This is a genomic window from Devosia sp. Micro-HW1 (genome assembly GCF_056341075.1).
The window spans coordinates 2207529-2230199 of the sequence record NZ_CP094375.1 but is presented as its reverse complement, the minus strand read 5'-3'; the positions used below and the strand labels follow the sequence as shown (position 1 = coordinate 2230199).

Below are 22671 nucleotides of genomic sequence, written 5' to 3'. Positions count from 1 at the left end.
CGGCGCCGTCCTCGGGCTTGACCCGAGGACCACGGGCGGCAGCGGGATGTTGCGAGTGGCCCTCGGGTCAAGCCCGAGGGCGGAACTGTGGGGTGGCGACACCCCGGAAGAATAAACGGCGCGAAGCCGATTTCGAGGAAAAACCCATGATCGCCCCACAGGCAACCGAGACGAAACACTGGAGCTTCCACACCGATCTCGAAAAGATCGGCTGGCTGACCATCAATACGCCCAGCGCGTCGGTCAATACGCTGAGCCGCGAAGCCATCATGGAGCTCGAAACGCTGGTGGCGCGGTTCGAGGATCTGGCCAATTCCGACGAACTCGTCGGCATTGTGCTGCTGTCGGGCAAGGATTCGGGCTTTATTGCCGGCGCCGATGTCAGCGAGTTCGACGCCATGAGCGACTTCTCGGTGCTGCCGGAGGCACTGCACCGCACCCATGCGCTGTTCTCGCGTATCGAGGCGCTGAAAGTGCCCGTCGTGGCCGGTATCCATGGCTTCTGCCTCGGCGGCGGGCTGGAACTGGCTTTGGCCTGCCACTACCGCATTGCGGTCAATGACGACAAAACCCGGATCGGCTTCCCCGAGGTCAATCTGGGCATTTTCCCCGGCTTTGGTGGTACGGGCCGCTCGATCCGCCAGGCCGGGCCGGTCGATGCCATGCAGATCATGCTGACCGGCAAGATGCTCAGGGCCGGCGCGGCGCGCGGCCTCAACCTCGTCGACAAGCTGGTGCGTCATCGCGACATGCTGCGCTGGGAAGGCCGAAAGGCGGTGCTTTCGAAGCGCAAGTCGAGCGAGGCGCCGTGGACCAAGAAGGCTATGGCGCTGCCCCTGGTGCGCGATGCCGTGGTCAACCAGATGCGCAAGGAAACCGGCAAGAAGGCCAATCTCCGGCACTATCCGGCCCCCTATGCCCTGATCGACCTGTTCGAAAAGCATGGTGACGACTGGCGCGCGATGATCCGGGGCGAGGTCGATGCCTTCGTGCCGTTGATGGGGTCGCCCACCGCGACCAATCTGCGGCGCGTGTTCTTCCTTTCCGAAGGCCTCAAGAAGCAGGGGCTGAAGGGCGCCAAATTTGCCCGTGTGCATGTCATCGGCGCCGGCGTCATGGGCGGCGACATTGCTGCCTGGTGTGCCTATCGCGGCATGAGCGTGACGCTGCAGGACCTCGACATGGAGCGCATCAAGCCGGCGCTCGACCGGGCCAAGAAGCTGTTCCAGAAGCGCTACAAGAAAAAGCGCGAGGTGGATGCCGCCATGCTGCGGCTGACCGCTGATCCCAAGGGGGCCGGCGTGCCGCGCGCCGATGTGATCATCGAAGCGGTGGTCGAAAAGCTTGAGGTGAAGCAGGCGATCTTCTCCGGCCTCGAGGACAAGATGAAGCCTGGTGCCATCATGGCCACCAACACTTCCTCCATCGAGCTCGAACGCATTGCCGAAGCGCTCAAGGACCCGGCGCGGCTCATTGGCCTGCATTTCTTCAACCCGGTGGCGCAACTGCCGCTGGTGGAAGTGATCCGCTCGACCTTCAACAGCGACGAGGAGATCGGCAAGGGCGCCAGCTTTGCCCTGGCCATCGGCAAGTCGCCGGTCGTGGTCAAGTCGGCGCCCGGCTTCCTCGTCAATCGCGTGCTCATGCCCTACATGCTGGGTGCCGTGGAGCGGGTGGAAAAGGGCGAGAGCAAGGAATTGCTCGATGCCGCCGCCGTGGCCTTCGGCATGCCGATGGGCCCGGTCGAGCTGATGGATACCGTCGGCCTCGATGTGGGCAAGTCGGTGGCGACCGAGCTCGGCCATGCCGTGCCCGAGGACAGCCAGTTCGCGCGGCTGATCGCCGAGGGAAAGCTCGGCCGCAAGAGCGGCGAGGGCTTCTACAAGTGGGAGAAGGGCAAGGCCATCAAGGGTGAGGTCCCCGCTCATGCCGATCTGGCGGGCCTGGGCAAGGAACTGGTCAAGCCTCTGGTGGACATGACCGAGGTGGTGGTGGGCGAAGGCGTCGTCGCCTCCCCCGAACTGGCCGATATCGGCGTGATCTTGGGGACCGGTTTCGCACCCTTCCTGGGTGGGCCAATGAAAGCGCGCGCGGACGGACGGGCGTGATGCTGGGTCGCGCAATAAACTCGATCGTCACCCTCGGGCTTGACCCGAGGGGCCTGCACTTGCTGCGCGATCCCCAAGTACAGAGCCCTCGGGTCAAGCCCGAGGGTGACGTCCGGTGGGTGAGGAGCCTTGTGGGCCAAAACAGCAACCCTTCTGAGGGAACAAAAGAATGACTGAACTCAAGCGCGTCGCCATTGTCGGCTCGGCCCGAATTCCGTTCGCCCGCGGCGGCACCGCCTATGCGGATGAAACCAATCTCTCCATGCTCGGCACGGTTCTGGGCGGAGTGGCCGACAAATACGGCCTCAAGGGCGAGAAAGTCGACGAGGTGATTGCGGGCGCCGTGATCAACCATAGCCGTGATTTCAACATTGCCCGCGAGGCGCTGCTCGATGCGGGGCTCTCGCCGCGCACGCCCGGCACGACCATGCAGATCGCCTGCGGCACGAGCCTGCAGGCGGCCCTGGTGCTCGCCGGCAAGATCGCCTCGGGCCAGATCGAGAGCGGTATCGCGGCAGGCTCGGACTCTGTCTCGGACAGTCCGATCGTCTTTGGGCCGAAATTCCAGCACCGCCTGCTCAATGCCAATGCGGCCAAGACGACGGGGCAGAAGCTCAAGGCCTTCACCAAGGGCTTTTCCTTTGGCGAGCTGACGCCGGTGGCGCCCTCGGTCAACGAACCGCGCACGGGCCTTTCCATGGGCCAGCATTGCGAATTGATGGCCAAGGAATGGGGCATTACCCGTGCCGAGCAGGATGCTTTGGCCGTGGCCAGCCACCGCAATGCGGCGGCGGCCTATGACGAGGGCTTCCACGACGACCTCCTGGTCCAGTGCGCGGGCCTCGTGCGGGACAATAATGTGCGCGCCGATGCCAATATGGAGAAGATGGCGACGCTGAAGCCCGCCTTCGACAAGACAAGTGGGCTGGGCACGCTGACGGCGGGCAATTCGACGCCGCTGACTGATGGCGCCTCGGGCGTGCTGCTGGCATCGGAAGAGTGGGCGCGGGCACACGGCCTGCCGGTTCTGGCCTATCTCACCACCGGTCGTGTCGCCGGCAACGACTTCGCGCATGGCGAGGGCCTCCTGATGGCGCCAACGATCGCCGTCTCCGAAATGCTCGAGCGGGCCGGGCTCGGCTTTGCCGACATCGACTATTTCGAGCTGCATGAGGCATTCGCGGCGCAGGTGCTGTGCACGCTGAAGGCCTGGAAGGACCCTGCCTATTGCAAGGATGTGCTGGGGCGCGAAACAGTGCTGGGCGAGGTCGATCCGGCCAAGATCAATGTGAAGGGCTCAAGTCTGGCCTATGGTCATCCCTTTGCGGCGACGGGCGCGCGCATTCTGGGGCTGACTGCCAAGCTGCTCTCCGGCCAGGCCAACAAGCGGGCGCTGATCTCGGTGTGCACGGCCGGTGGCATGGGTGTGGCGGCTCTGGTAGAAAGTGCGGCATGAGCGACAATGTCATAAAATTCCGCAAGCCCGAGAAGAAGCCCGAGCCCAAGCCGCAGCGTCCGCGCGGCCCCATGCCGGGCTGGGTGCCCTTTTTAGGGCTCCTCGTCGTCGCAATTGTGATCTTTTTTGTGCAACGCGGTGGCGGCACGGTTTAGTGTTCGGGGTCGGAACATTTAGGACGGTCTTGCGCGTCGCGGCACCAGCATCGGCAAGTGTAGTATTTGAATCCGGATGTCGGAATTATTACAAAAATTCGTACTCTGATTAATGCAAACCGGAGGATGTTCACAGCGAACCCTCCGGTGACGTTTAGGTCAATCTTTCGCTTGTCAGTAGACGGAATTGCGTAATACCGTCCAGCAATCTTGGCCGCCGGTTGTTGATCGTCGGCGAGGGAAAAAAGCCGCGCCGGAAAGGCCGGCACAAGACTTTCAGGAATTCCACAAGGAGATGGGACGAGAATGAAGTTCACCACAGCCTTCAAAGCGGTAGCGACCGCCGGCGCCATGGCGCTGATGATGAGCACTGCTGCTTCGGCCGTGACGCTGCAGCTGCACAATGGTGGCGATCCGGGTACCCTCGATCCGCACAAGGCCTCGGGCGACTGGGAAAACCGCGTTATCGGTGACTACATCGAAGGTCTTCTGACCGAAGATGCCAAGGCAGAAGCCATTCCGGGCCAGGCCGAAAGCTGGGAAATCTCGGAAGACGGCACCGTCTACACCTTCACCCTGCGTGACGGCATCCAGTGGTCGGACGGTACTCCGGTGACCGCCGGCGACTTCGTCTTCGCCTTCCAGCGTCTGTTCAACCCGGCCACCGCCGCTGACTACGCTTACCTGCAGTTCCCGATCAAGAACGCTGCCGCCATCAACTCGGGCGAGATCACCGATCTCAACGAGCTCGGCGTCAAGGCCATCGACGACAAGACCCTCGAAATCACCCTCGAGGCGCCGACCCCGTTCTTCCTCGATGCGCTGACCCACTACACCGCCTATCCGGTTCCCAAGCACCTGGTCGAAGAACTGGGCGACGACTGGACCAAGGTTGAAAACATCATCGGCAACGGCCCGTACCTGATCAAGGAATGGCTGCCGGGCTCGTATGTCCGTTCAGAAAAGAACGCTGACTATTACGACGCCGCCAATGTCCAGATCGACGAAGTGTTCTACCACGTCCTCGAAGATCAGGCCGCTGCGCTCAACCGCTACCGCGCCGGTGAATTCGACATCCTGACCGACTTCCCCGCCGACCAGTATCAGTGGCTGCAGGACAACCTGCCGGGCGAAGCCCATGTGGTGCCGTTCCTGGGCGTCTACTACTACGTGATGAACCAGGAAGAGGGCGAACCGCTCGCTGACGTCCGCATCCGCGAAGCGCTCTCGACCACCATCGTTCGTGACGTGATCGGCCCCGATATCCTGGGCACCGGCGAACTGCCGGCCTATGGCTGGGTCCCGCCGGGCACCAACAACTATGTCGACACCCCCTACGAGCCGGAATGGGCTTCCGTGCCCTATGAAGAGCGCGTTGCCCGCGCCGTCGAGTTGATGACCGAAGCTGGCTACGGCCCGGACAATCCGCTGACGCTGCAGCTGCGTTACAACACCAATGACAACCACCAGCGTATCGCCGTGGCGATCGCCGCCATGTGGGAGCCGCTTGGTGTCAAGGTCGAGCTGTTCAACGCTGAAACCGCCGTCCACTACGACGCCCTGCGCGCCGGTGACTTCGAAGTCGGCCGTGCCGGCTGGCTGCTCGACTACTCGGATCCGTCCAACACGCTCGATCTGCTGAAGACCGGCGTTGACCAGGCCGGTACGATGAACTGGGGCAACAACTACGGCCGCTACTCGAACGAAGAGTTCGACGCGCTGCTCGCCCAGGCTTCGACCGAACTCGATCTGGATGCCCGTGCCGACCTGCTCGCCCAGGCCGAAAAGATCGCCATGGACGAATTCGCTGCGATCCCGATCTACTGGTACGTGTCCAAGGACGTCGTGTCGCCCAAGATTTCGGGCTTCGAAGAAAACGCCAAGAATATCTTCCGCACCCGCTGGCTCTCGAAGTCGGAATAATCGGAAGATCGAATGCGATCGTGGGGGCCAGCGGCCCCCACGGTTCTTTTCCGGCCCCCTCGCCCTGCGGCAGATCCGCACCTGGCGACCCGGCCAAGGAGTTCTTGAAACATGCTGGCTTATGCCTTTCGGCGCGTGCTCTCGGCTATTCCGATTGCACTGATCGCCGTTACAATCTGTTTTTTCATCCTGCGCCTGGCGCCGGGTGGTCCCTTTGATGGCGAACGCGCCCTGCCGCCGACCGTGCTGGCCAATCTGCGCGCCCATTACAATCTGGATCAGCCGCTGATCTCTCAGTACTTCATCTATATCGGACGTCTGCTGCAGGGCGACCTTGGCCCTTCGATGGTGATCGACGGCTTCGACGTTTCCGATCTCATCCGCATCGGCTTCCCCTTCACGCTGACCATGGCGATGTTCGCCTTCGTCATCGCCACCGCCATCGGCATCGTGGCCGGCATGGTCGCCGCCGTGAACCAGAACAAGTGGCCCGACTATGTGCTCGTGCTGGCCGTGATGCTGGGTGTCGTGGTGCCCAACTTCCTGATGGCCGCGCTGCTGCAGCTGTGGTTCGGCGTGTATCTGGGCTGGCTGCCGGCCGGTGGCTGGGTGACCGGCTCGCTCTGGCACCTGGTGCTGCCGGTGACCGTGCTGGCCTGGCCGCATGCCGCCCGTATCAGCCGCCTGATGCGCGGTTCGATGATCGAAGTGCTTGGTTCGAACTATGTGCGCACCGCCCGCTCCAAGGGCCTGGGCGAACGTATCGTGCTGGCGCGTCACGCCATCAAGCCGGCCCTGCTGCCGGTGGTCTCCTATCTCGGACCGGGCCTGTCCTATCTTCTCACCGGCTCGCTGGCCGTCGAGCAGATCTTCGGTCTGCCCGGGATCGGCAAGTATTTCGTGCAGGCCGCGCTCAACCGCGACTATGGCATCGTGCTGGGTACGACCATCCTCTACATGTTCATCATTCTTGCTCTCAATCTGATCGTTGACCTCATCTATGCCTGGCTCGATCCCAAGGTGAGGTACCGCTGATGCCCGGGATCACTGGTAAAGATCAGGTCCTGACGACCTATGCCAACAAGCTGGCGACGCTCGACCCGGTCAAGGGCCGGTCGCTGACCCAGGACGCCATGCGGCGCCTCGTGCGCAACAAGGCGGCCATCGCCTCGATCGTGGTGATCGCCGTGATCATCCTGCTCGCCTTTATTGGCCCCTATTTCCTGCCGTGGGGCTATTCGGAGGTCGACTGGTCCAATATCCGCAAGCCGCCCAATTTCGAGGCCGGGCACTATTTCGGCACCGACCAGAACGGGCGTGACATGCTGGCCCGCGTGTTGCAGGGCACGCAGATGAGCCTGATCGTGGCCTTCGTGGCGACGGTGGTGTCGGTGTCCATCGGCGTGGCCTATGGCGCCGTGGCCGGCTATTTCGGTGGCCGGGTCGATGCCGTCATGATGCGTATCGTCGACGTCATGTATGCGCTGCCCTACATCCTCTTCGTCATCATCCTGATGGTGATGTTCGGCCGCAATCCGGTGCTGCTGTTCGTCGGCATCGGCGCCATCGAATGGCTGACCATGGCCCGTATCGTGCGTGGCCAGACCCTCTCCATCAAGGAGAAGGAATTCGTTGAGGCCGCCCGCGCCAGCGGCGCGAGCTCGTGGACCATCATCTTCAAGCATATCGTGCCGAACCTGACCGGTCCGGTGGTGATCTATGCGACGCTGACGATCCCCGAAATCATCATTGCCGAGAGCTTCCTCAGCTATCTCGGCCTTGGCGTGCAGGAACCGCAGACCTCGCTCGGCACGCTGATCTCTGCCGGTGCACCGGTGGCCGAAGTGCTGCCCTGGATGTTGCTGGCCCCGGCCGTGGTCCTGGTGACCCTGCTGCTTGCACTGACCTATATCGGCGACGGCCTGCGCGACGCCCTTGATCCGAAGGACCGCTGAGCATGGCATTGCTAGAAGTCAAAAACCTCAAGGTCGATTTCCAGACCAATGACGGCGTGGTCAACGCCGTCAAGGACCTCTCCTACACGCTGGAAAAGGGCAAGACCCTGGCCATTGTGGGCGAAAGCGGCTCGGGCAAGACCCAGGGCGCCTTCGCGCTTCTGGGCCTGCTGCCCAAGAACGGCAAGGCCTCGGGTTCGGTCATGTTCGACGGCAAGCAGATTCTCAACCTGCCGCTCAGGCAGTTGCGGTCCTATCGCGCCGCGCGCATCGGGGATCATCTTCCAGGACCCGATGACCTCGCTGAACCCGTATCTGCGCATTTCACGGCAGATGACCGAAGTGCTCGAGCTGCACAAGGGCATGACCCGCAGCCAGGCGCTGGCCGAAAGCGTGCGTTTCCTCGATGCCGTGCGCATCCCCGACGCCAAGAACCGCGTGCACATGTATCCGCACGAATTCTCGGGCGGCATGCGTCAGCGCGTGATGATCGCCATGTCGCTGTGCAATCCCGAACTGCTGATCGCCGACGAGCCGACCACGGCCCTCGACGTGACCGTGCAGGCCGGTATCATCGACCTCCTGGTCGACCTGCAGGAGGATTTCGGCACCTCGATCATCCTCATCACCCATGACCTGGGGATCGTCGCGGGCACCTGCGAGGATACGCTGGTGATGTTCGACGGCCGCGTGATGGAATATCGCAAGACCGAAGAGCTGTTCGCCAAACCCGAGCATCCCTATACGCAGGGTCTGCTGGCGGCCGTGCCGCGCCTCGACAAGAAGGTCGAGCGCCTGTCGACCGTCTCCTATGAATTCTTGAGCCAGAGGGGTGAGGCATGAGCGCCAAGGAACCCATTCTCCAGGTCCGCAACGTCTCGGTGGATTTCAAGATCCCGGCCGGCGGGCTGTTTGGTGGCACCAAGGTGCTGCATGCGGTCAAGGACGTGTCTTTCGACCTCTATCAGGGTGAAACCCTGGGCATTGTGGGTGAAAGCGGTTGCGGCAAGTCAACGCTGTCGCGTGCCGTCATCCGGCTGCTCCAGGCCACGTCGGGCGAATCCAAATGGATGGGCAAGGACATCCTCAAGATGAGCCCGAAGGAACTGGTGAACCTGCGCAAGGACATCCAGATGGTCTTCCAGGACCCGCTGGCCTCGCTCAATCCGCGCATGACCGCCGGCCAGATCATCGCCGAGCCGCTGCAGATCCACTATCCCGATGTCAGCAAGACCGAGCGCATGGCGCGAGCGGTGGAGATGATGGAGAAAGTTGGTCTGTCGGCCAACATGATCAACAAGTATCCGCATGAATTCTCGGGCGGCCAGTGCCAGCGTATCGGCATTGCCCGGGCGCTGATCACCAGGCCCAAGCTCATCGTCTGCGACGAGGCCGTGTCGGCGCTCGACGTGTCGGTGCAGGCGCAGGTGATCAACCTGCTGATGGACCTGCAGAAGGAATTCGGCATTTCGCTGCTGTTCATCGCCCACGACATCGCGGTGGTGCGCCATATCGCCCAGCGCATCATGGTGCTCTATTTCGGTGAAGTGGTGGAAATCGGGGACAGCGAGCAGGTGGTGATGAACCCCCAGCACGACTACACCAAGAAGCTCATTGCTTCGGTGCCGGTGCCCGATCCCAAGGAAGAAATGCGCCGCCGCGAACTGCGCCGGCGCCTGCGCCGCGAGGCTGCCGCTGCCGCCTGAGTGCTGCCCGAATGAACAATCCCCCGGCTCAGGCCGGGGGATTTTTGTTTTTTCAGCCTCTGTCTTGTTGCGCCCGAACCGCAAAACCGTCGCCACCTTTGCGGGAAGTGCTCTAGTCTTCCGCGCTTTCGTGGCCGCGCCGATCGGGTGTGGCAATGTCCTGCACCCTGCGGCGACGATCCGGGCCGGCATAGTGCGCCGCTTCGATGAAGGAGCGTGGCTTGCTCGCCATGGCGTCGAGCCGGGATTTGAGATGACTGGCGGCAAAGGGCTTGCGCAGAAATTCGGTGACCCCGGCATCGCGCGCCGCGGCAATGCGGGCCGCATCAGGCGCCGCCGCCGTCATGATGATCGGCGTCAGCCGGTTGGGCGATGTGGCGTCGGCGCGCAGGCGCCTGACCAGATCGACGGCATCGGGATTGCTCAGGGCATCGTCGATGACGATGACTTCATAGGGTCGGCGGCGCAGCTCGATCTGGGCCTGGTTGGCATCCCAGGCCTCGCGGATGTCGCGTTTGCCCAGTCCGCGCAGCATGTCGGCGACCAGCGCGGCCATATTGGCCTGCGGGTCGATGATCAGGGCCCCGGTTTTGCTGGTATTCTGGCTGCTCATCCATGGACCGCTTGCGAGGAAATCCGGGCTAGAATAGAGCCTGCCGGTCACCCGCGCGTTAACGGGCCGGGAGTGGGGAAAACCCCGCGCAATGCGCGTTGACAGCTCCGGTCTCTTTCCTTATGAAGAGGCCAGTTTTCGGGCGCACTAGCGCCCATTTTGTTTGACCAAGGATTGCAAAGATGAAAGTCCGCAACTCGCTGAAGGCGTTGATGGCTCGCCACCGCGCGAACAAGCTCGTCCGCCGCCGCGGCCGCGTTTACATCATCAACAAGGTGGATAAGCGCTTCAAGGCCCGCCAGGGCTAAGCGTTTACCGCTGACGATTTCGACAAGGCCCGCATGCAGATGCGGCCTTGTTGCATCTGGGCGGTTATTTCCGTGTTGCCAGCCAGCACAGAAGCGAACCGGCACTGACCATGGCCGCGCCCTGCCAGAAGGAGAGCGGCAGGGCGGACTGGAGCAGGATGGCGGCAAAGGCCGCCGACAGCACCGGGGTAAAGTAGGAAGCGGTGGCGAGGGCGGTCGCATTGCCATGGACAATGCCGACATTCCAGGCGGCATAGGCAAAGCCCATGGCGGCGGAGGCAAGGACGAGGATCACCACGTCGGCAAAGCCGACGGTCCAGGAGATGTCGCCGGTAAAGGCCAGCTTGATCCAGAGCGTGAGGGCGGTGAGGGCGAAGAACAGCGTCGCGCCATTGCGGCCATTGGCCATTTTCGGGGTGACGATGCAATAGGCGGCCCAGATGAGCGCACCGGCGAAGGCCAGGCCATAGCTCAGCGGATTGCGCCGGATATTGTCCAGCATGGCGGGCAGGGAAAACCCGGCGTCGCCGCCCAGGACCCAGACGATACCCACCATGGAAAGGAGGAGGCCGGGAAGGATCCAGGGTCTCACTCGCTGGCGATTGAAGACCACGGTGCCGACAAGGGTCAGGGTCGGCCAGAGGTAGTTGACCATGCCCACTTCGATGGCCTGGCGAGGCGTGGACGTGTAGCCAATGGAGAGGGCCAGGCAGAGCTCGTAGCTGACAAAGAGCAGACCCCCGACCCAGAGATAGCGGCGCGGGAAGCTGCGCAGGTCGCCCAATCCGAGCGTCAGCAGCAGGAAGAGGCTGGCCAGCGTATAGAGCAGGGCCGCGCCGCCCGTGGCGCCAAAACTGGTCGAGACCGACTTGATCATGCCAACCACGGACGCCCAGAGCAGGATGGCGACAAGGCCGATGGCGGTGGCGCGAACAGTCTGGGTGGTCGAGGCGGCGGTCATGATGAGTTTCTACAGTAAAAGACCCCGCAACAGTCGAACGCGGGGAGGGGTGGGGCGCGCCAGTGGGCGTTCAGACCACCCGTACGTCGCGCATCCCCGCCCGATCTCCCATCAGGGGAGGCGTTGGGCGGGCCGCGCTGCGACGGCTTCAATATGACCGCGACGGGGTCAGGCCTTGAGGACGATGACCTTGGTGTTGACAGGGGTGCGCTCGTAGAGATGCATCATGTCCTGCGTCAGCAGGCCGATGCAGCCCGATGAAATGCCGTTGCCGATCGTCTCGGCCTGGCGGGTGCTGTAGAGCGTATAGAGCGTATAGACGCCATCCTGGTAGAGATAGAGCGTGCGGGCGCCGAGCGGATTGTCGAGGCCGGGGGCCATGCCGCCGGCATATTTGGCGACTTCGGGCTGGCGGGCGATCATTTCCCTGGGTGGGGTCCAGACCGGCCACTCGGCCTTGCGGCCGATATAGGCGTCACCGCTCCACAGGAACCCGGCCCGACCGACGCTGACGCCATAGCGGGTGGCGACGTTCTGCCCTTCGACGCGATAGACATAGTGATTGCGCGGATCGACGACGATGGTGCCGGGCGCCTCGGCACTGTCATAGCGCACGGTGCGGCGCCAGTATTTCTCGTTGACCTTGTTGAGATTGACCGCTTCCACGGGGAAACGCTCGTTGGGGAGCGGCCCGTAGACCTCGTCGGCTTCAGCCTTGCTGAGCGCCCTTATGGTGCTGCCGCTGCAGCCGGCAAGGGCAAGCGCCCCGAGGCTGGCGGCGGAGCCGAGAAGGAAGGCCCTGCGGCCCATTGCGCTCGTTCGGGTCAGTCGGTCTTCAGTCAGTGCGTTCTGTGTGTCCATGACACGCGCCCCCTGTTTCCCATGGCCTGATCCTGATCCTTGCCCGGCACGCCTGCAAGCGAGAGAGCAAAAAAGAAGGCCCCGAACCAGTCGGGGCCTTCCTCAATGATGCTGTTCGGTCACACTTCAGCTTGAGCCGGCGCCGTCCTGACGGACAAAGGCGATGCGCAGCATGTTGGTGGCGCCCGGTGTGCCGAGAGGCACGCCCGCGGTGATGGCAATGCGGTCGCCAGGGCGGGCAAAGCCCTCCTGATAGGCGATGACGCAGGCGCGATCGACCATGTCCTCGAGGTTGACCGCGTCTTCGGTCTGCACGCAATGAATGCCCCAGACCACCGACAGGCGGCGGATGGTGCGCAGATTGGGCGAGAGGGCGATGATCGGCTTGCTCGGACGCTCGCGCGCGGCGCGGATGCCGGTCGAGCCCGAGGCCGTGTAGGTGACGATGGCGGCCAGGTCGAGGGTTTCGGCAACCTGGCGGGTGGCGGCCGAAATGGCGTCGGCGGCAGTGGCCTCCGGCTCGGTCTGGGCAGCCTTGATGATGTTGCGGTAGTTGGCGTCGCTTTCGACGGCCACGGCAACCTTGGCCATGGTGGTGACGGCTTCGACCGGATACTGGCCCGAGGCGCTTTCGGCCGAGAGCATGACCGCATCGGCGCCTTCGAAGACGGCGATGGAGACGTCCGACACTTCGGCGCGGGTCGGGACCGGCGCGGTGATCATGCTCTCGAGCATCTGGGTGGCCACGACCACCGGCTTGCCGTAGCGGCGGCACATGCGGATCATGCGCTTCTGCAGACCCGGAACCAGTTCGAGCGGCAGTTCGACGCCCAGATCGCCACGGGCGACCATGATGGCGTCGGAGAGTTTGACGATCTCTTCGAGGCGCTCGATGGCCTGCGGCTTTTCGATCTTGGCCATGACGCCGGCGCGCCCCTGGACGATCTTGCGCACGTCGATAATGTCTTCGGGACGCTGCACGAAGCTCAGCGCCACCCAGTCGACTTCGGCCTTGAGCGCTTCGAGCAGGTCCGCATGGTCCTTCTCGGTCAGGGCGCCGGTGGGCAGGAGCGTGTCGGGCAGGGAGACGCCCTTCTTGTCGGAGAGCTTGCCGCCATAGACGACTTCGGTCTCGATGACGCCGCCTCCGACTTTAGTTGCCTTGAGTTGCAGCTTGCCATCGTCCAGAAGGAGACGGTCGCCAACCGAAACGCTTTCGATGATTTCGGGATGCGGCAGGTAGACGCGTTCGGTATTGCCATTGTCGTTCTGCTCGCTGTCGAGCGTGAACTTCTGGCCGGCCACGAGATTGACGGAGCCGCCTGCGAACTTCCAGACCCGCAGCTTGGGCCCCTGAAGGTCGGCGAGGATGCCGATCGGATGCTTCAGGCGCGCCTCAACCGAGCGGATGCGCTTGACGGTCTGGTGCATGAGCTCATGGCTGGCATGGCTCATATTGATGCGGAAGACGTCGGCGCCGGCCTTGGCCAGCTCCTCGATCATGGACTCCTCGTTGCTGGCAGGCCCGAGGGTTGCGAGGATCTTCGCGCGTCTGATCCGTCTCATTGCGTATCCGTATTTTCTGGCGTTGTGGTGGCTGCGGGGTCGTCTACCAGGAAGGCAGGGTCTTCGAGATCTTCACCCAGATCCGGACCGACAACACTTGGCTCGCCCGCATTCTCGGTGAGCTGCAAGGTCCAGTCGGAGCGGTTCTGTGTATCGATTTCAAAGAACCCGGTGCGCTCATAGCCCCGGGCGAGGCAATCCTCAACCCCGAATATTGTGAAGGTTTCGTCACGGGTGCACATATAGACTTGTCCGTCCCATGCGCCGCCGCCGATATCGTCGACCGCGTAGAGGTAATAAAAGCGGCGCTGCAGGTCGCCCTGATAGAGGGTGCGGCAATCGCCCGGAGGGGCCTGCCACCAGCCTTCGCTCATCCAGCCGCGCTCCGCGCGGTAGCCGAGCGCCACCGAAATCAGGTTAGCCGTCTCGTTGCAGACACGCAGTTCGGCATGGGCGGGCGTGACAGCCGCCATGGCAAAAAGGCTGGAAAGGCCTGCGAACAGGAGGGTCGAACCGAGGCGGATTGTGTTCACCATGGCGCCGGAAATCACCGAAAAACGTGCCCTTCTTTGATCGTATGGCAGTGGGGAGGTCAATGGCTAAAGGCCTGATTTGACGGAATTGCGGGCATGTTCCGCGCTCTGGTCAGAAAAGTGGCGAAGTCTGGGCCTTTGCCGATTTTCCACGCCGGGGCCGCAGGGTGTGGATTGGCCCATAAAAGGGTTGAACCGGACCGGTGTCTGGGGTTCATGGGGGCCGGACAATTCCCGTTTCGTTTTCATGCCGGAGACCAAGCCTGACGGCGGTCATCGGCAGCTAGACCAGAGGTAGCCATGGCCGTTGAAGACAGCGTCGCGCAGGACCAGCTGCGCGCATTCATCGAGCGTATCGAGCGCATGGAAGAAGAAAAGGCGGCCATTGCCGCCGATATCAAGGAAATCTACGCCGAAGCCAAGGGCAATGGCTTCGATACCAAGATCCTTCGCAAGATCGTGACCATCCGCAAGCAGGACGCCAATGAGCGCATGGAGCAGGAAGCCCTGCTCGAGCTCTACATGTCGGCCCTGGGCATGGTCGAGGGGCCGTCGGATCTCTGAAGGGATTGATCCCTTCCGTGGAGCAGCGGGCGCCTCGGCGCCTGAGTTCCACGCTGAATTGTTCCCCGACTCGGTGTCACCCCGGCGAAGGCCGGGGTCCATGCTGAGCTCTCAATATGGATCCCGGTCTTCGCCGGGATGACAGTCGGCGGGCTTGAGGCACAGTGCTCTTAAGCGAACCTGAAGACAGCTACACCAGAATATCGAGCAGGGCCTTGGACATGTCGCTGGCCACGCTCGCGACCTTGGCCGAGGCCTTGAAGTCGTTCTTGGCCTGAATGGTATTGACCATTTCTGTTCCGATATCGACGTCATTGCCCTCGACGCCAATGCGGGCGATGCGGCTGGCGCTCTGCTCGAGCTGGTGACTGGCCCGGTGCATGCCGGATGCGGCAATGGAAATGCTGGAAATCGTCATGACCGATCCTGCTGGTTCAGCTTCCAGCAAGGCGGCAAACGTCTCAACAAATCGTTAGCCTCGCCGGTGCAAGGCGCTGCGAAAGTCACGCGGCCTGGTGCAGAACCTCGCCCAGCGCGAAGCGGATGGCCGCATCGGCGTGGATGGTGGTCGAGTCATAGCCAGGCAAAGCCAGGGCTTTGGGATCGAGCAGCATGCCGATTTCGGTGCAGCCCAGGATGACGCTGTCTGCTCCCGCGGCCCGAGCCTTGTCGATAATGGCGAGATAGGCGGTGCGCGAGCGGTCGCAGACATTGCCCTGGCAGAGCTGGTCGAAGATCACGTCATGCACGATCTGCCGACTCTCGGCGTCGGGCACCATGACGTCGAGGCCCAGTGATTGCATGCGGCTGGTGTAGAAGCCGTGTTCCATCGTGTAGCGGGTGGCCAGCAGCAGCGGACGCTTGCGGCCATCGGCGCGCAGCACGGCAGCGGTTTCGGTGATGATGTCGATAAGCGGCACGCCAACCATTGACGCAACCGGTTCGGCCACCAGATGCATGGTGTTGGTGCAGATCAGGATGCAATCGGCCCCGGCCCTGGCCAGACCTGCCCCGGCTTCGCCGAGAAGCGCTGCGGCCAGATCCCAGCGACCGGCTTTTTGCAGGGCGACCACTTCCGTGAAATCGAGCGAGCGCAGGGCGATGTCGGCCGAGGCGAGGCCGCCGCGCAAGCGCCGCACCTCCTGATTGATGTGCCGGTAGTAGACGGCAGTGGATTCCCAGCTCATGCCGCCGATCAGGCCAATGGTCTTCATGGTGTCCTCCGCTCCAATCACCGTGTTGCAATCAGTGTGCCGCGCCTCCCGAGCTGGCGGCATGCAGAGATGGGCGGCTGATGGAGTGCCGGCGCGTCGTGATTGCGCAATTCCGCAATATTGTGCAATCTGGATGCATCAGGGGAGTGGCTGACGATGCTGGATGATCGTGATCGCAGGATTTTGAGCCTCCTGCAGGCGGATGCCGAAACGCCGGTAGCCGATATTGCCGAAGCCGTGGCCCTGTCGGCTTCCGCCTGTTCGCGGCGGATCGCCCGGCTCAGGGAAGAAGGCTATATTGCCCGGACCCTGGTGGAGCTGGATCGGCGCAAGGTCGGGCTGCCGACCACGGTCTTCGTCATCGTGCGCACCGGCAGCCATGCGGCCGACTGGCTGGAGAAATTCCACGCGGCGGTCAATGCGGTGCCCGAGATCGTCGAGGTGCATCGGCTGACGGGGAATTTCGACTATATCCTCAAGATCGTGCTGCCCGATGTCGAGCATTATGACGTGGTCTACAAGCAGCTGGTGAGCCGCATCGAGCTCTTCGACATGTCGGCCTATATCTCGATGGAAACGGTGAAGCAGGCCAAGGGCGTGCCGACGAATTATGCGTGAGGGAACACGCTGACCCTTTTGGGGAACGTGCGCCAGGGGCGCTCACTGCTGCGCCCATCGTCACCACCCGGCTTGTCCGGGTGGTCCATGATGACGCAGCAGGGTGGATTGCCCGGACAAGCCGGGCAATGACGGTCGCTGAGGCACCGCGCTTGAGCCTAGAAGACGTGCTAGCCGTCAGACCTTCGCCAGAGCCGCCTGCATGGCGGCCTGGTCATAGCCAAGCGCGGTGAGCGCAGTGGCGACGATGCCTGAGCGGTCGAGGCCGGCGGCGGCATACATGTCGGCCTGGCTGGCATGCTCGACAAAGGTGTCGGGGATCATCAGCGGGCGGAAGCGCAGCTTGCCGTCGAGGAGGCCATTGGAGGCAAGGAAGGTCGCGACATGGCTGCCGAAACCGCCAAGTCCGCCTTCTTCCGTGGTCACCAGCACGTCGTGGGTCTGGGCCAGCCTGGCGATCAGCTCCTCGTCGAGCGGCTTCATGAAGCGCGCGTCGGCAACGGTCGGGTTGAGGCCGAGAGCGGCCAGCTTGTCGGCAGCGGCGAGGACCTCGACGAGGCGCGTGCCGTAGGACAGAAGCGCAATGGTCGAGCCCTGCCGGAGGATGCGGCCCTTGCCGATGGGCAGGATTTCGCCGCGCTGGGGCATGTCGACGCCCATGCCATCGCCACGCGGATAGCGGAAGCTGATCGGGCCTTTGTCATAGGCGGCAGCGGTCGCCACCATGTGGCGTAATTCGGCCTCGTCGGCGGCGGCCATCTGCACGATGCCGGGCACGGCGCCGAGATAGGCATTGTCATAGTTGCCGGCATGGGTCGGGCCATCGGCGCCGACATAGCCGGCACGGTCGATGGCAAAGCGCACCGGCAGGCCCTGGATGGCCACGTCGTGGATGACCTGGTCATAGGCGCGCTGCAGGAAGGTCGAATAGATGGCGCAGAAGGGACGGGCGCCCTCGGACGCCATGCCGGCGGCAAAGGTCACGGCATGCTGTTCGGCAATGCCCACATCGTAGATGCGGGTGGGGAACAGCTCGGCGAACTTGTCGAGGCCGGTGCCCGAGGGCATGGCGGCGGTGACGGCGACAATGCGCGGATCGGCTTCGGCTTCCTGAATCAGCGAGGAGGCAAAGACCGAGGTATAGGAGGGCGCATTGGACGGCGCCTTGGCCTGGGCCCCGGTGATGACGTTGAACTTGGAGACGCCGTGATACTTGTCGGCCGAGTTTTCGGCCGGGGCATAACCCTTGCCCTTCTTGGTCACGGCATGGATGAGGACCGGGCCATCGCCCATGTCGCGCACGTTTTCGAGAATCGGCAGCAGGTCGTCGAGATTGTGCCCGTCGATGGGCCCGACATAGTAGAAGCCCAGTTCCTCGAACAGCGTGCCGCCCGTGAAGAAGGAGCGGGCGAATTCCTCGGTCTTGCGAGCGGGCTCGTGCAGGAATGGCGGCAGCTTGTGGACGATGTTCTTCGCCGCCTCGCGGGTACCGCGATAGACCGGGCCCGAGACCAGTCGTGCGAGATAGGTGCGCAGGGCTCCGGTTGGCGGGGCGATGGACATGTCATTGTCGTTGAGAATGACGATGAGGCGCGCATCCATGGCGCCGGCATTGTTCATGGCCTCATAGGCCATGCCCGCCGACATGGCGCCGTCGCCGATGACGGCGATGACATTGCGCGGCGTGTCGAGATGCTTGCTGGCCTCGGCCATGCCCAGGCCGGCGGAAATCGAGGTCGAGGAATGGCCGGCGCCGAAGGGGTCGTATTCGCTTTCGGCGCGGCGGGTGAAGCCGGAGAGGCCGTCCTTCTGCCGTAGCGTGCGCATGCGGTCGCGGCGGCCGGTCAGGATCTTGTGTGGATAGGCCTGGTGGCCGACATCCCAGATGATGCGATCATGCGGGGTGTCGAAAATGGCATGCAGCGCCACGGTCAACTCGACCACGCCCAGCCCGGCGCCAAGGTGTCCGCCCGTCACCGAGACGGCGTCGATCATTTCGGCGCGCACTTCGTCGGCTAGCTGCCGCAGGCTTTCACGCGGCAGGGCGCGCAGATCGGCGGGCGAGTTGACGGTGTCGAGCAGCGGCGTTTCGGGCTTGTCGGGCAAGCGTGTCCCCATGGAAGTCTGGATCGACCCTGTTTAGGCGCAGGGTCCGGGCTTGGCAATGCCATGGGGCCGGATGCGGCGAAGGGTCCGCCTGTTATTGCGGGCCTTTCTGGCTTTTAGAGGGCACCACTTGCCCGGCCCGGGCCTACTGGCCGGCAACCGCCGGTGGCGCCACGCGGGTAAAGCGGTTGTGGACCGGAATGAAGTCGCTCGCACCAATGCCCTTGACGGTGACCTGGGCGCCCATTTCTGGGGTCGGATCGAAGTCGGCAACATCGTGGTCGAAGATGACGGCATAGCGATCGGACGTCAGGGCGGCCGGATCGGTGAAAATATCGGCTACATGTTCGAGATCGGGCGGCACCAGATCAGGCCGCCGCATGTCGCCCGGAACCGGTTGCCGGGCCACCAGCTGGGCCAGTGCATCGGCCAGCGGCGCTGCCTCGGCGGCGTCGGTCGCGCCAAAGGTGCCTGAGAAAAGCGAGGTCACGTCGCCACCGAGCGAGGCGGTGCGCGCAGCCGGAACCAGCGCCGGCAACTCCGGAAGGCTGGTGGTGGGGCTGGGCGTGACGCTGCCGGTGGTCGAATTCTGGATGATCATTTCCAGCGCCCGCTGCGCGCCCGGTTCCGTCGCAGGACCGGCGGCGGCATAGGCGGTGAGAATGTCGGCTCCCGGCTCGGTCATGATGACGCGCGGGGTCGGCATGGTGGGGGCGGTGAGGGCCGCCAGCGCCGTTACCGCGGAATTTTCGCGCAGGTCGGCCGGCATGCGGACCGGCATGGTCACGGCGGCGACAAGGCCAAGCTCTTCCGGGGTCAGCGGCGCGCTGCCGGCGGCGCCGAAGGGGATCGTGGTGTCGGTCAGCGAAGCCACGGCCATTTCGGCGCCACCCAGATCGGCGGGGCGGCTGACGGGCATGGTCGGGGCGACCTGAGAGGATGGCCGCTGCTGGGGGACCAGCGAGGCAGTCTGCACCTGCGGGGCCGGCGCGGCCTCGGGAGCAGCCTGGTCATTGCCGCCAAACAGCACATCCATCAGCGTTCGGCCGTTGCCGCCGGTGCTGGCGACCTGGGTGCCCGAGGACGATGAGCCGCCGCAGGGATAGGCATGGCAGCGTTTCCATTCGGCCATGGCGACCTGATAGCCCTCCTGCGAGAGCGGCTTGCCATCGGTCGGCAGATGCATGGTGCGGCCGTCGGGGAAGATTTCCTGCAATTGCGCGCGGGTCATGCGCGGCCAGGCGCGCACCGAACCGGTGTCGAGATGCACGAAGGGGCTGCCCGAGGTCGGGTAGTAACCGACGCCGCCGACCTGCTTCTTCATGGCAGCGGCGCGCAGACGCGTCAGGGGCACGCCGGGGATGAAGAAATCCATGGCCGTGCCACGCATGTGCTGGGAATTGTCGGCCACGCCCGAGGACTTGGCGGCCAGCATGGCATTGGTCTTGGGCGAGCGATAGGCGGAAACGACGTTGATGGGCTGGGTGCCGCCGACTTCCTGATAGACTTCCCAGATCAGGTCGAAGAGGCGCGGATCCATATTGGCCGGCTCGTTCTGGCGCCAGTCGCGCAGGAAAACATTGAGTTCGCGCAGGCCCGACTGAACATAGCTGCCATTGCGCTTGAAGACGATGCGCGCCGTCTCCTTGGTATGGGTATAATAAAGATAGAGAGCGCGCTCGCTCGCCGCCTGCGCCGGCACGACCGGAAGCAAAGCCGTAATGCTCACCACCGCTGCGGCAAGAACCCGCGCGGCACGCCGCCAATTGATCAACCCCATAACCGCCACGCCAAACTCTGTCCGGTTCACTCGTCAGATTAATGGTGGGACGTTAGCGTCCAATTCGCACGAATTGATTAACGCTAACCAGTTGTGAACAGGCTCCCATGCCCCCTCACGTCCCTGTTACTAAGGTAAAAACGGGGCGCAACCAAGGCGAAAATACTAACGCCGGGTTAACCGGTGCATTTGTGAAGAGGCGGTCAGATCGCAAGAAAAGCGCGATCCGGAGGTCCGGGCCGCGCCGTTTCAATCAGGGCGAAAGTTCGGCCGGTGCCGTCTCGACTGCGGCAACAATGGCCGGTTCGGCCACGGGATTGAGGCCCATGGCGGCAATCAGCTTTTCATTGTGGCCATAGACATCGCCATAGGAGCGGATGGTGCCATCGGCATCGATGCGCAGTGTGAAATAGGCCAGGTGCACGGGAATCTGCGTCTGCGGGTTCACCCAGCGCTCGCTGGGACCGAACATGGCCTCGAGCGAGCTGCGCGAAATATTGGGCTCATTGGCCATCAGCGCATCGGCAAAGGCCATGGGGTCTTCAACGCGGACGCAGCCATGGCTGAAGGCGCGGTAGGAGCGCGAGAACAGCGACTTGGATGGGGTATCGTGCAGATAGACGTCGTGCTTGTTGGGGAAGAGGAACTTGATCTGGCCCAGCGCATTGCCTGCACCCGGCCGCTGGCGCACGCGGAAGGGGAAATTGGAGGGTGAGACCTGGCTCCAGTCCACCTGCCAGGGGCTGATCGGCGACCCATTATAGAGAAGGTCCATATTGTGGCTGTCGGTATAGCCCGGATTGGCCAGGACCGCCGGGGCGATCTCGCCGCGAATGATGGACGAGGGCACGTTCCAATAGGGGTTCACCACCACATGCCGGATATTGTCGGAGAAGACCGGCGTCTGGTTGCGCGTGGTGCCGACCACGACGCGGGTCGTATATTCGGCCTGGCCGTCGCGCTCGATCCAGAGGCGGTATTCGGGAATGTTGACGAAGACACGGAAGTCGCCGAGGTCCGACGGCATCCAGCGCCAGCGTTCCATATTGGCGATGATATCCTCGCGCCGCGTGGCGGCGCCGCCATTGAGCGCGGCCACCGTCGCCGGCCCGATAATGCCGTCGACCTCAAGACCCTGACCTTCCTGGAAGGCCTCGACGGCGCCGACGGTGAGGTCGTCATAAAGCTCCGAAGTGGAGGCCGAGAGCTTGAGGCGATCACGAATGGCGGGCAGGCGCGCATCCGAATTGCCGGGGCGCAGCACCGGGCCGTCGCTGATCGGGGTGGGGCGGGTGGCGTTGGACTGCTCGAACGTGGCGAGTGCCGCCTTCAGCGCCTGGAATTCGGGATGCTGCGGTTCGAGCTTGGCAAGGATTGCGGCCGGATTGTCGCTCCCGGCCAGCTGCTCAAGCAGGGCCGCTTCGTCAATGGGCTTGGCCTTGATGTCGAGCAGCGGGCTGATCGAGAGCGGGTCGATGCGCCCATTGTGGATGTGCCGGGCATAGCGCATCGTCGCGGCCGAAAAGGCGGTTTCGAGCGTGGCCAGCGCGACCCCGTCGCCGCCCAGCTTGTCGCGCGAGATGGAGGGCGTCAGGTAGTCGGCCGGATCGAGCCCCTCGGCCCCGGCTTTTTCAAACAGGGCGATAAGCTTGGCGGCCGCCGGAGAAAAGGTGACCTTGCCCTTGGCGTCTTCGGACAGCCAGATCGGTTCGAAATGGCGTTCGCCATAGAGAAAATAGAGCCGCTGCGCCTCGGCATGGGCCGCCGTCTCGGGACGAGCGCCGTAATAGGCGGCCGACAGGCCTTCCTTGATGGTGCGGGCCAGTTCGGTCTGGGGCGGCGCGATGACAATGCGGCTGGCCTTGATCTCCGCCACCTGTTGGGAGTTTGCCGGCACCACAGAAACGGTGGCGGCAAGAAGGGCGACCAGACTGACCAGAACCTTGTTCATCATTGCTCCTGACGGCGCGACGCTGGACCCGGCTCAAGCCGAATCCGGCCCGAAAGAGCCCGCCGCTCCGGTCTCAATACGCTGCAAACCTTAACAGGGGCAATTGCTCGCAAATTCGTGAAACGCGCCTGTGGCAGACCTGCAACGGATGTCGTCCCGGGGTCGCAGGTGCCGGGTGTTTGGGGATGCAGGCCAGCCGAACGCGGTTCGCCTTGTTCTGGTCATCAATATCTGCAATAAGGGCGTCATACGTTTTCAGCCTAAGTCGGCTCGCTGCATGCTGGTCTTTCCAG

Annotated in this window: 21 protein-coding genes and 1 pseudogene; 12 read left to right on the top strand and 10 right to left on the bottom strand. The window is 63.5% G+C overall.

Annotation, left to right across the window (positions count from 1 at the left end):
* The first annotated feature begins 146 nt into the window (after nucleotides 1–146).
* The 9 genes and pseudogenes from MQW79_RS10590 (at nucleotide 147) to MQW79_RS10550 (ending at nucleotide 9303) form a co-directional block, all read left to right on the top strand.
* Nucleotides 147–2108, top strand: coding sequence for a 3-hydroxyacyl-CoA dehydrogenase NAD-binding domain-containing protein (locus MQW79_RS10590; protein WP_476584451.1), 1962 nt, complete (start codon nucleotides 147–149; stop codon nucleotides 2106–2108).
* Nucleotides 2109–2277: 169 nt separating this feature from the next.
* Nucleotides 2278–3564: an acetyl-CoA C-acetyltransferase gene (locus tag MQW79_RS10585; RefSeq protein WP_476584450.1), complete on the top strand. Its 1287-nt coding sequence runs from the start codon at nucleotides 2278–2280 to the stop codon at nucleotides 3562–3564.
* A complete protein-coding gene (locus MQW79_RS10580) occupies nucleotides 3561–3719 on the top strand; it encodes a hypothetical protein (RefSeq protein ID WP_476584449.1) in 159 nt (52 codons plus the stop codon). The genes MQW79_RS10585 and MQW79_RS10580 overlap by 4 nt, the downstream gene beginning before the upstream one ends.
* A 306-nt stretch (nucleotides 3720–4025) precedes the next feature.
* Nucleotides 4026–5642 (top strand): peptide ABC transporter substrate-binding protein, encoded by a 1617-nt coding sequence (locus tag MQW79_RS10575; RefSeq protein WP_476584448.1) that lies wholly within the window; start codon nucleotides 4026–4028, stop codon nucleotides 5640–5642.
* A 111-nt stretch (nucleotides 5643–5753) separates the two neighbouring features.
* Entirely contained in the window at nucleotides 5754–6677 is a 924-nt protein-coding gene (locus tag MQW79_RS10570) for an ABC transporter permease (RefSeq protein WP_476584447.1), read from the top strand.
* Complete coding sequence (locus MQW79_RS10565) at nucleotides 6677–7597, top strand: ABC transporter permease (RefSeq protein WP_476584446.1); 921 nt, start codon at nucleotides 6677–6679, stop codon at nucleotides 7595–7597. The genes MQW79_RS10570 and MQW79_RS10565 overlap by 1 nt, the downstream gene beginning before the upstream one ends.
* Before the next feature lie 2 nt (nucleotides 7598–7599).
* A pseudogene (locus MQW79_RS10560) lies at nucleotides 7600–7788 on the top strand (ATP-binding cassette domain-containing protein); the annotation flags it as partial.
* Nucleotides 7789–7891: 103 nt separating this feature from the next.
* On the top strand, nucleotides 7892–8440 hold the full coding sequence (locus MQW79_RS10555; RefSeq protein WP_476584445.1) for an ATP-binding cassette domain-containing protein: 549 nt from the start codon (nucleotides 7892–7894) through the stop codon (nucleotides 8438–8440).
* Complete coding sequence (locus tag MQW79_RS10550) at nucleotides 8437–9303, top strand: ABC transporter ATP-binding protein (protein ID WP_476584444.1); 867 nt, start codon at nucleotides 8437–8439, stop codon at nucleotides 9301–9303. Before MQW79_RS10555 ends, MQW79_RS10550 begins: the two co-directional genes overlap by 4 nt.
* Nucleotides 9304–9415: 112 nt before the next feature.
* Here MQW79_RS10550 and MQW79_RS10545 read toward each other — a convergent pair whose 3' ends face one another.
* A complete protein-coding gene (locus tag MQW79_RS10545) occupies nucleotides 9416–9916 on the bottom strand; it encodes a response regulator (RefSeq protein ID WP_476584443.1) in 501 nt (166 codons plus the stop codon).
* Between the two features lie 182 nt (nucleotides 9917–10098).
* Here MQW79_RS10545 and ykgO point away from each other — a divergent pair, with 182 nt between their 5' ends.
* Nucleotides 10099–10224: a type B 50S ribosomal protein L36 gene (gene ykgO, locus MQW79_RS10540; protein ID WP_476584442.1), complete on the top strand. Its 126-nt coding sequence runs from the start codon at nucleotides 10099–10101 to the stop codon at nucleotides 10222–10224.
* 64 nt (nucleotides 10225–10288) lie between these two features.
* Here ykgO and yddG read toward each other — a convergent pair whose 3' ends face one another.
* From yddG to MQW79_RS10520, 4 genes are all read right to left on the bottom strand, one after another.
* On the bottom strand, nucleotides 10289–11185 hold the full coding sequence (yddG, locus tag MQW79_RS10535; RefSeq protein WP_476584441.1) for an aromatic amino acid DMT transporter YddG: 897 nt from the start codon (nucleotides 11183–11185) through the stop codon (nucleotides 10289–10291).
* A gap of 168 nt (nucleotides 11186–11353) precedes the next feature.
* On the bottom strand, nucleotides 11354–12046 hold the full coding sequence (locus MQW79_RS10530) for a L,D-transpeptidase (protein WP_476584440.1): 693 nt from the start codon (nucleotides 12044–12046) through the stop codon (nucleotides 11354–11356).
* A 126-nt stretch (nucleotides 12047–12172) separates the two neighbouring features.
* Nucleotides 12173–13612, bottom strand: a complete 1440-nt coding sequence (gene pyk, locus MQW79_RS10525) for a pyruvate kinase (RefSeq protein WP_476584439.1) — start codon at nucleotides 13610–13612, stop codon at nucleotides 12173–12175.
* Nucleotides 13609–14148 carry a DUF1036 domain-containing protein gene (locus tag MQW79_RS10520; RefSeq protein WP_476584438.1) on the bottom strand — a complete coding sequence of 180 codons (540 nt, stop codon included), beginning with the start codon at nucleotides 14146–14148 and terminating at the stop codon, nucleotides 13609–13611. The genes pyk and MQW79_RS10520 overlap by 4 nt, the downstream gene beginning before the upstream one ends.
* Before the next feature lie 297 nt (nucleotides 14149–14445).
* On the opposite strand from MQW79_RS10520, the gene MQW79_RS10515 reads away from it, so the two are divergent.
* Nucleotides 14446–14709: a DUF2312 domain-containing protein gene (locus tag MQW79_RS10515; RefSeq protein WP_254675418.1), complete on the top strand. Its 264-nt coding sequence runs from the start codon at nucleotides 14446–14448 to the stop codon at nucleotides 14707–14709.
* A gap of 190 nt (nucleotides 14710–14899) precedes the next feature.
* On the opposite strand, the gene MQW79_RS10510 is transcribed toward MQW79_RS10515, so the two are convergent.
* Complete coding sequence (locus MQW79_RS10510) at nucleotides 14900–15127, bottom strand: flagellar basal body rod C-terminal domain-containing protein (RefSeq protein WP_476584437.1); 228 nt, start codon at nucleotides 15125–15127, stop codon at nucleotides 14900–14902.
* A gap of 85 nt (nucleotides 15128–15212) precedes the next feature.
* Nucleotides 15213–15923, bottom strand: coding sequence for an aspartate/glutamate racemase family protein (locus MQW79_RS10505; RefSeq protein ID WP_476584436.1), 711 nt, complete (start codon nucleotides 15921–15923; stop codon nucleotides 15213–15215).
* A 156-nt stretch (nucleotides 15924–16079) separates the two neighbouring features.
* On the opposite strand from MQW79_RS10505, the gene MQW79_RS10500 reads away from it, so the two are divergent.
* Nucleotides 16080–16541, top strand: coding sequence for an Lrp/AsnC family transcriptional regulator (locus MQW79_RS10500; protein WP_476584435.1), 462 nt, complete (start codon nucleotides 16080–16082; stop codon nucleotides 16539–16541).
* Nucleotides 16542–16718: 177 nt separating this feature from the next.
* On the opposite strand, the gene dxs is transcribed toward MQW79_RS10500, so the two are convergent.
* The 3 genes from dxs to MQW79_RS10485 all read right to left on the bottom strand — a co-directional run bounded on the left by dxs (nucleotide 16719) and on the right by MQW79_RS10485 (nucleotide 22378).
* Nucleotides 16719–18647: a 1-deoxy-D-xylulose-5-phosphate synthase gene (gene dxs / locus MQW79_RS10495; protein WP_476584434.1), complete on the bottom strand. Its 1929-nt coding sequence runs from the start codon at nucleotides 18645–18647 to the stop codon at nucleotides 16719–16721.
* A 145-nt stretch (nucleotides 18648–18792) separates the two neighbouring features.
* Complete coding sequence (mepK, locus tag MQW79_RS10490) at nucleotides 18793–20427, bottom strand: peptidoglycan L,D-endopeptidase MepK (protein ID WP_476584433.1); 1635 nt, start codon at nucleotides 20425–20427, stop codon at nucleotides 18793–18795.
* Between the two features lie 253 nt (nucleotides 20428–20680).
* Nucleotides 20681–22378, bottom strand: coding sequence for a L,D-transpeptidase family protein (locus MQW79_RS10485; protein WP_476584432.1), 1698 nt, complete (start codon nucleotides 22376–22378; stop codon nucleotides 20681–20683).
* Nucleotides 22379–22671 lie beyond the last annotated feature (293 nt).

Coding starts and splice junctions, on each gene's coding strand:
- MQW79_RS10520 (WP_476584438.1), bottom strand. CDS start 14,148: ATGGTGAACACAATCCGCCTCGGTTCGACCCTCCTGTTCGCAGGCCTT.
- yddG (WP_476584441.1), bottom strand. CDS start 11,185: ATGACCGCCGCCTCGACCACCCAGACTGTTCGCGCCACCGCCATCGGC.
- MQW79_RS10570 (WP_476584447.1), top strand. CDS start 5,754: ATGCTGGCTTATGCCTTTCGGCGCGTGCTCTCGGCTATTCCGATTGCA.
- MQW79_RS10550 (WP_476584444.1), top strand. CDS start 8,437: ATGAGCGCCAAGGAACCCATTCTCCAGGTCCGCAACGTCTCGGTGGAT.
- MQW79_RS10505 (WP_476584436.1), bottom strand. CDS start 15,923: ATGAAGACCATTGGCCTGATCGGCGGCATGAGCTGGGAATCCACTGCC.
- MQW79_RS10590 (WP_476584451.1), top strand. CDS start 147: ATGATCGCCCCACAGGCAACCGAGACGAAACACTGGAGCTTCCACACC.
- MQW79_RS10565 (WP_476584446.1), top strand. CDS start 6,677: ATGCCCGGGATCACTGGTAAAGATCAGGTCCTGACGACCTATGCCAAC.
- pyk (WP_476584439.1), bottom strand. CDS start 13,612: ATGAGACGGATCAGACGCGCGAAGATCCTCGCAACCCTCGGGCCTGCC.
- MQW79_RS10580 (WP_476584449.1), top strand. CDS start 3,561: ATGAGCGACAATGTCATAAAATTCCGCAAGCCCGAGAAGAAGCCCGAG.
- MQW79_RS10555 (WP_476584445.1), top strand. CDS start 7,892: ATGACCTCGCTGAACCCGTATCTGCGCATTTCACGGCAGATGACCGAA.
- MQW79_RS10575 (WP_476584448.1), top strand. CDS start 4,026: ATGAAGTTCACCACAGCCTTCAAAGCGGTAGCGACCGCCGGCGCCATG.
- MQW79_RS10510 (WP_476584437.1), bottom strand. CDS start 15,127: ATGACGATTTCCAGCATTTCCATTGCCGCATCCGGCATGCACCGGGCC.
- ykgO (WP_476584442.1), top strand. CDS start 10,099: ATGAAAGTCCGCAACTCGCTGAAGGCGTTGATGGCTCGCCACCGCGCG.
- MQW79_RS10545 (WP_476584443.1), bottom strand. CDS start 9,916: ATGAGCAGCCAGAATACCAGCAAAACCGGGGCCCTGATCATCGACCCG.
- MQW79_RS10485 (WP_476584432.1), bottom strand. CDS start 22,378: ATGAACAAGGTTCTGGTCAGTCTGGTCGCCCTTCTTGCCGCCACCGTT.
- MQW79_RS10515 (WP_254675418.1), top strand. CDS start 14,446: ATGGCCGTTGAAGACAGCGTCGCGCAGGACCAGCTGCGCGCATTCATC.
- MQW79_RS10585 (WP_476584450.1), top strand. CDS start 2,278: ATGACTGAACTCAAGCGCGTCGCCATTGTCGGCTCGGCCCGAATTCCG.
- MQW79_RS10500 (WP_476584435.1), top strand. CDS start 16,080: ATGCTGGATGATCGTGATCGCAGGATTTTGAGCCTCCTGCAGGCGGAT.
- MQW79_RS10530 (WP_476584440.1), bottom strand. CDS start 12,046: ATGGACACACAGAACGCACTGACTGAAGACCGACTGACCCGAACGAGC.
- mepK (WP_476584433.1), bottom strand. CDS start 20,427: ATGGGGTTGATCAATTGGCGGCGTGCCGCGCGGGTTCTTGCCGCAGCG.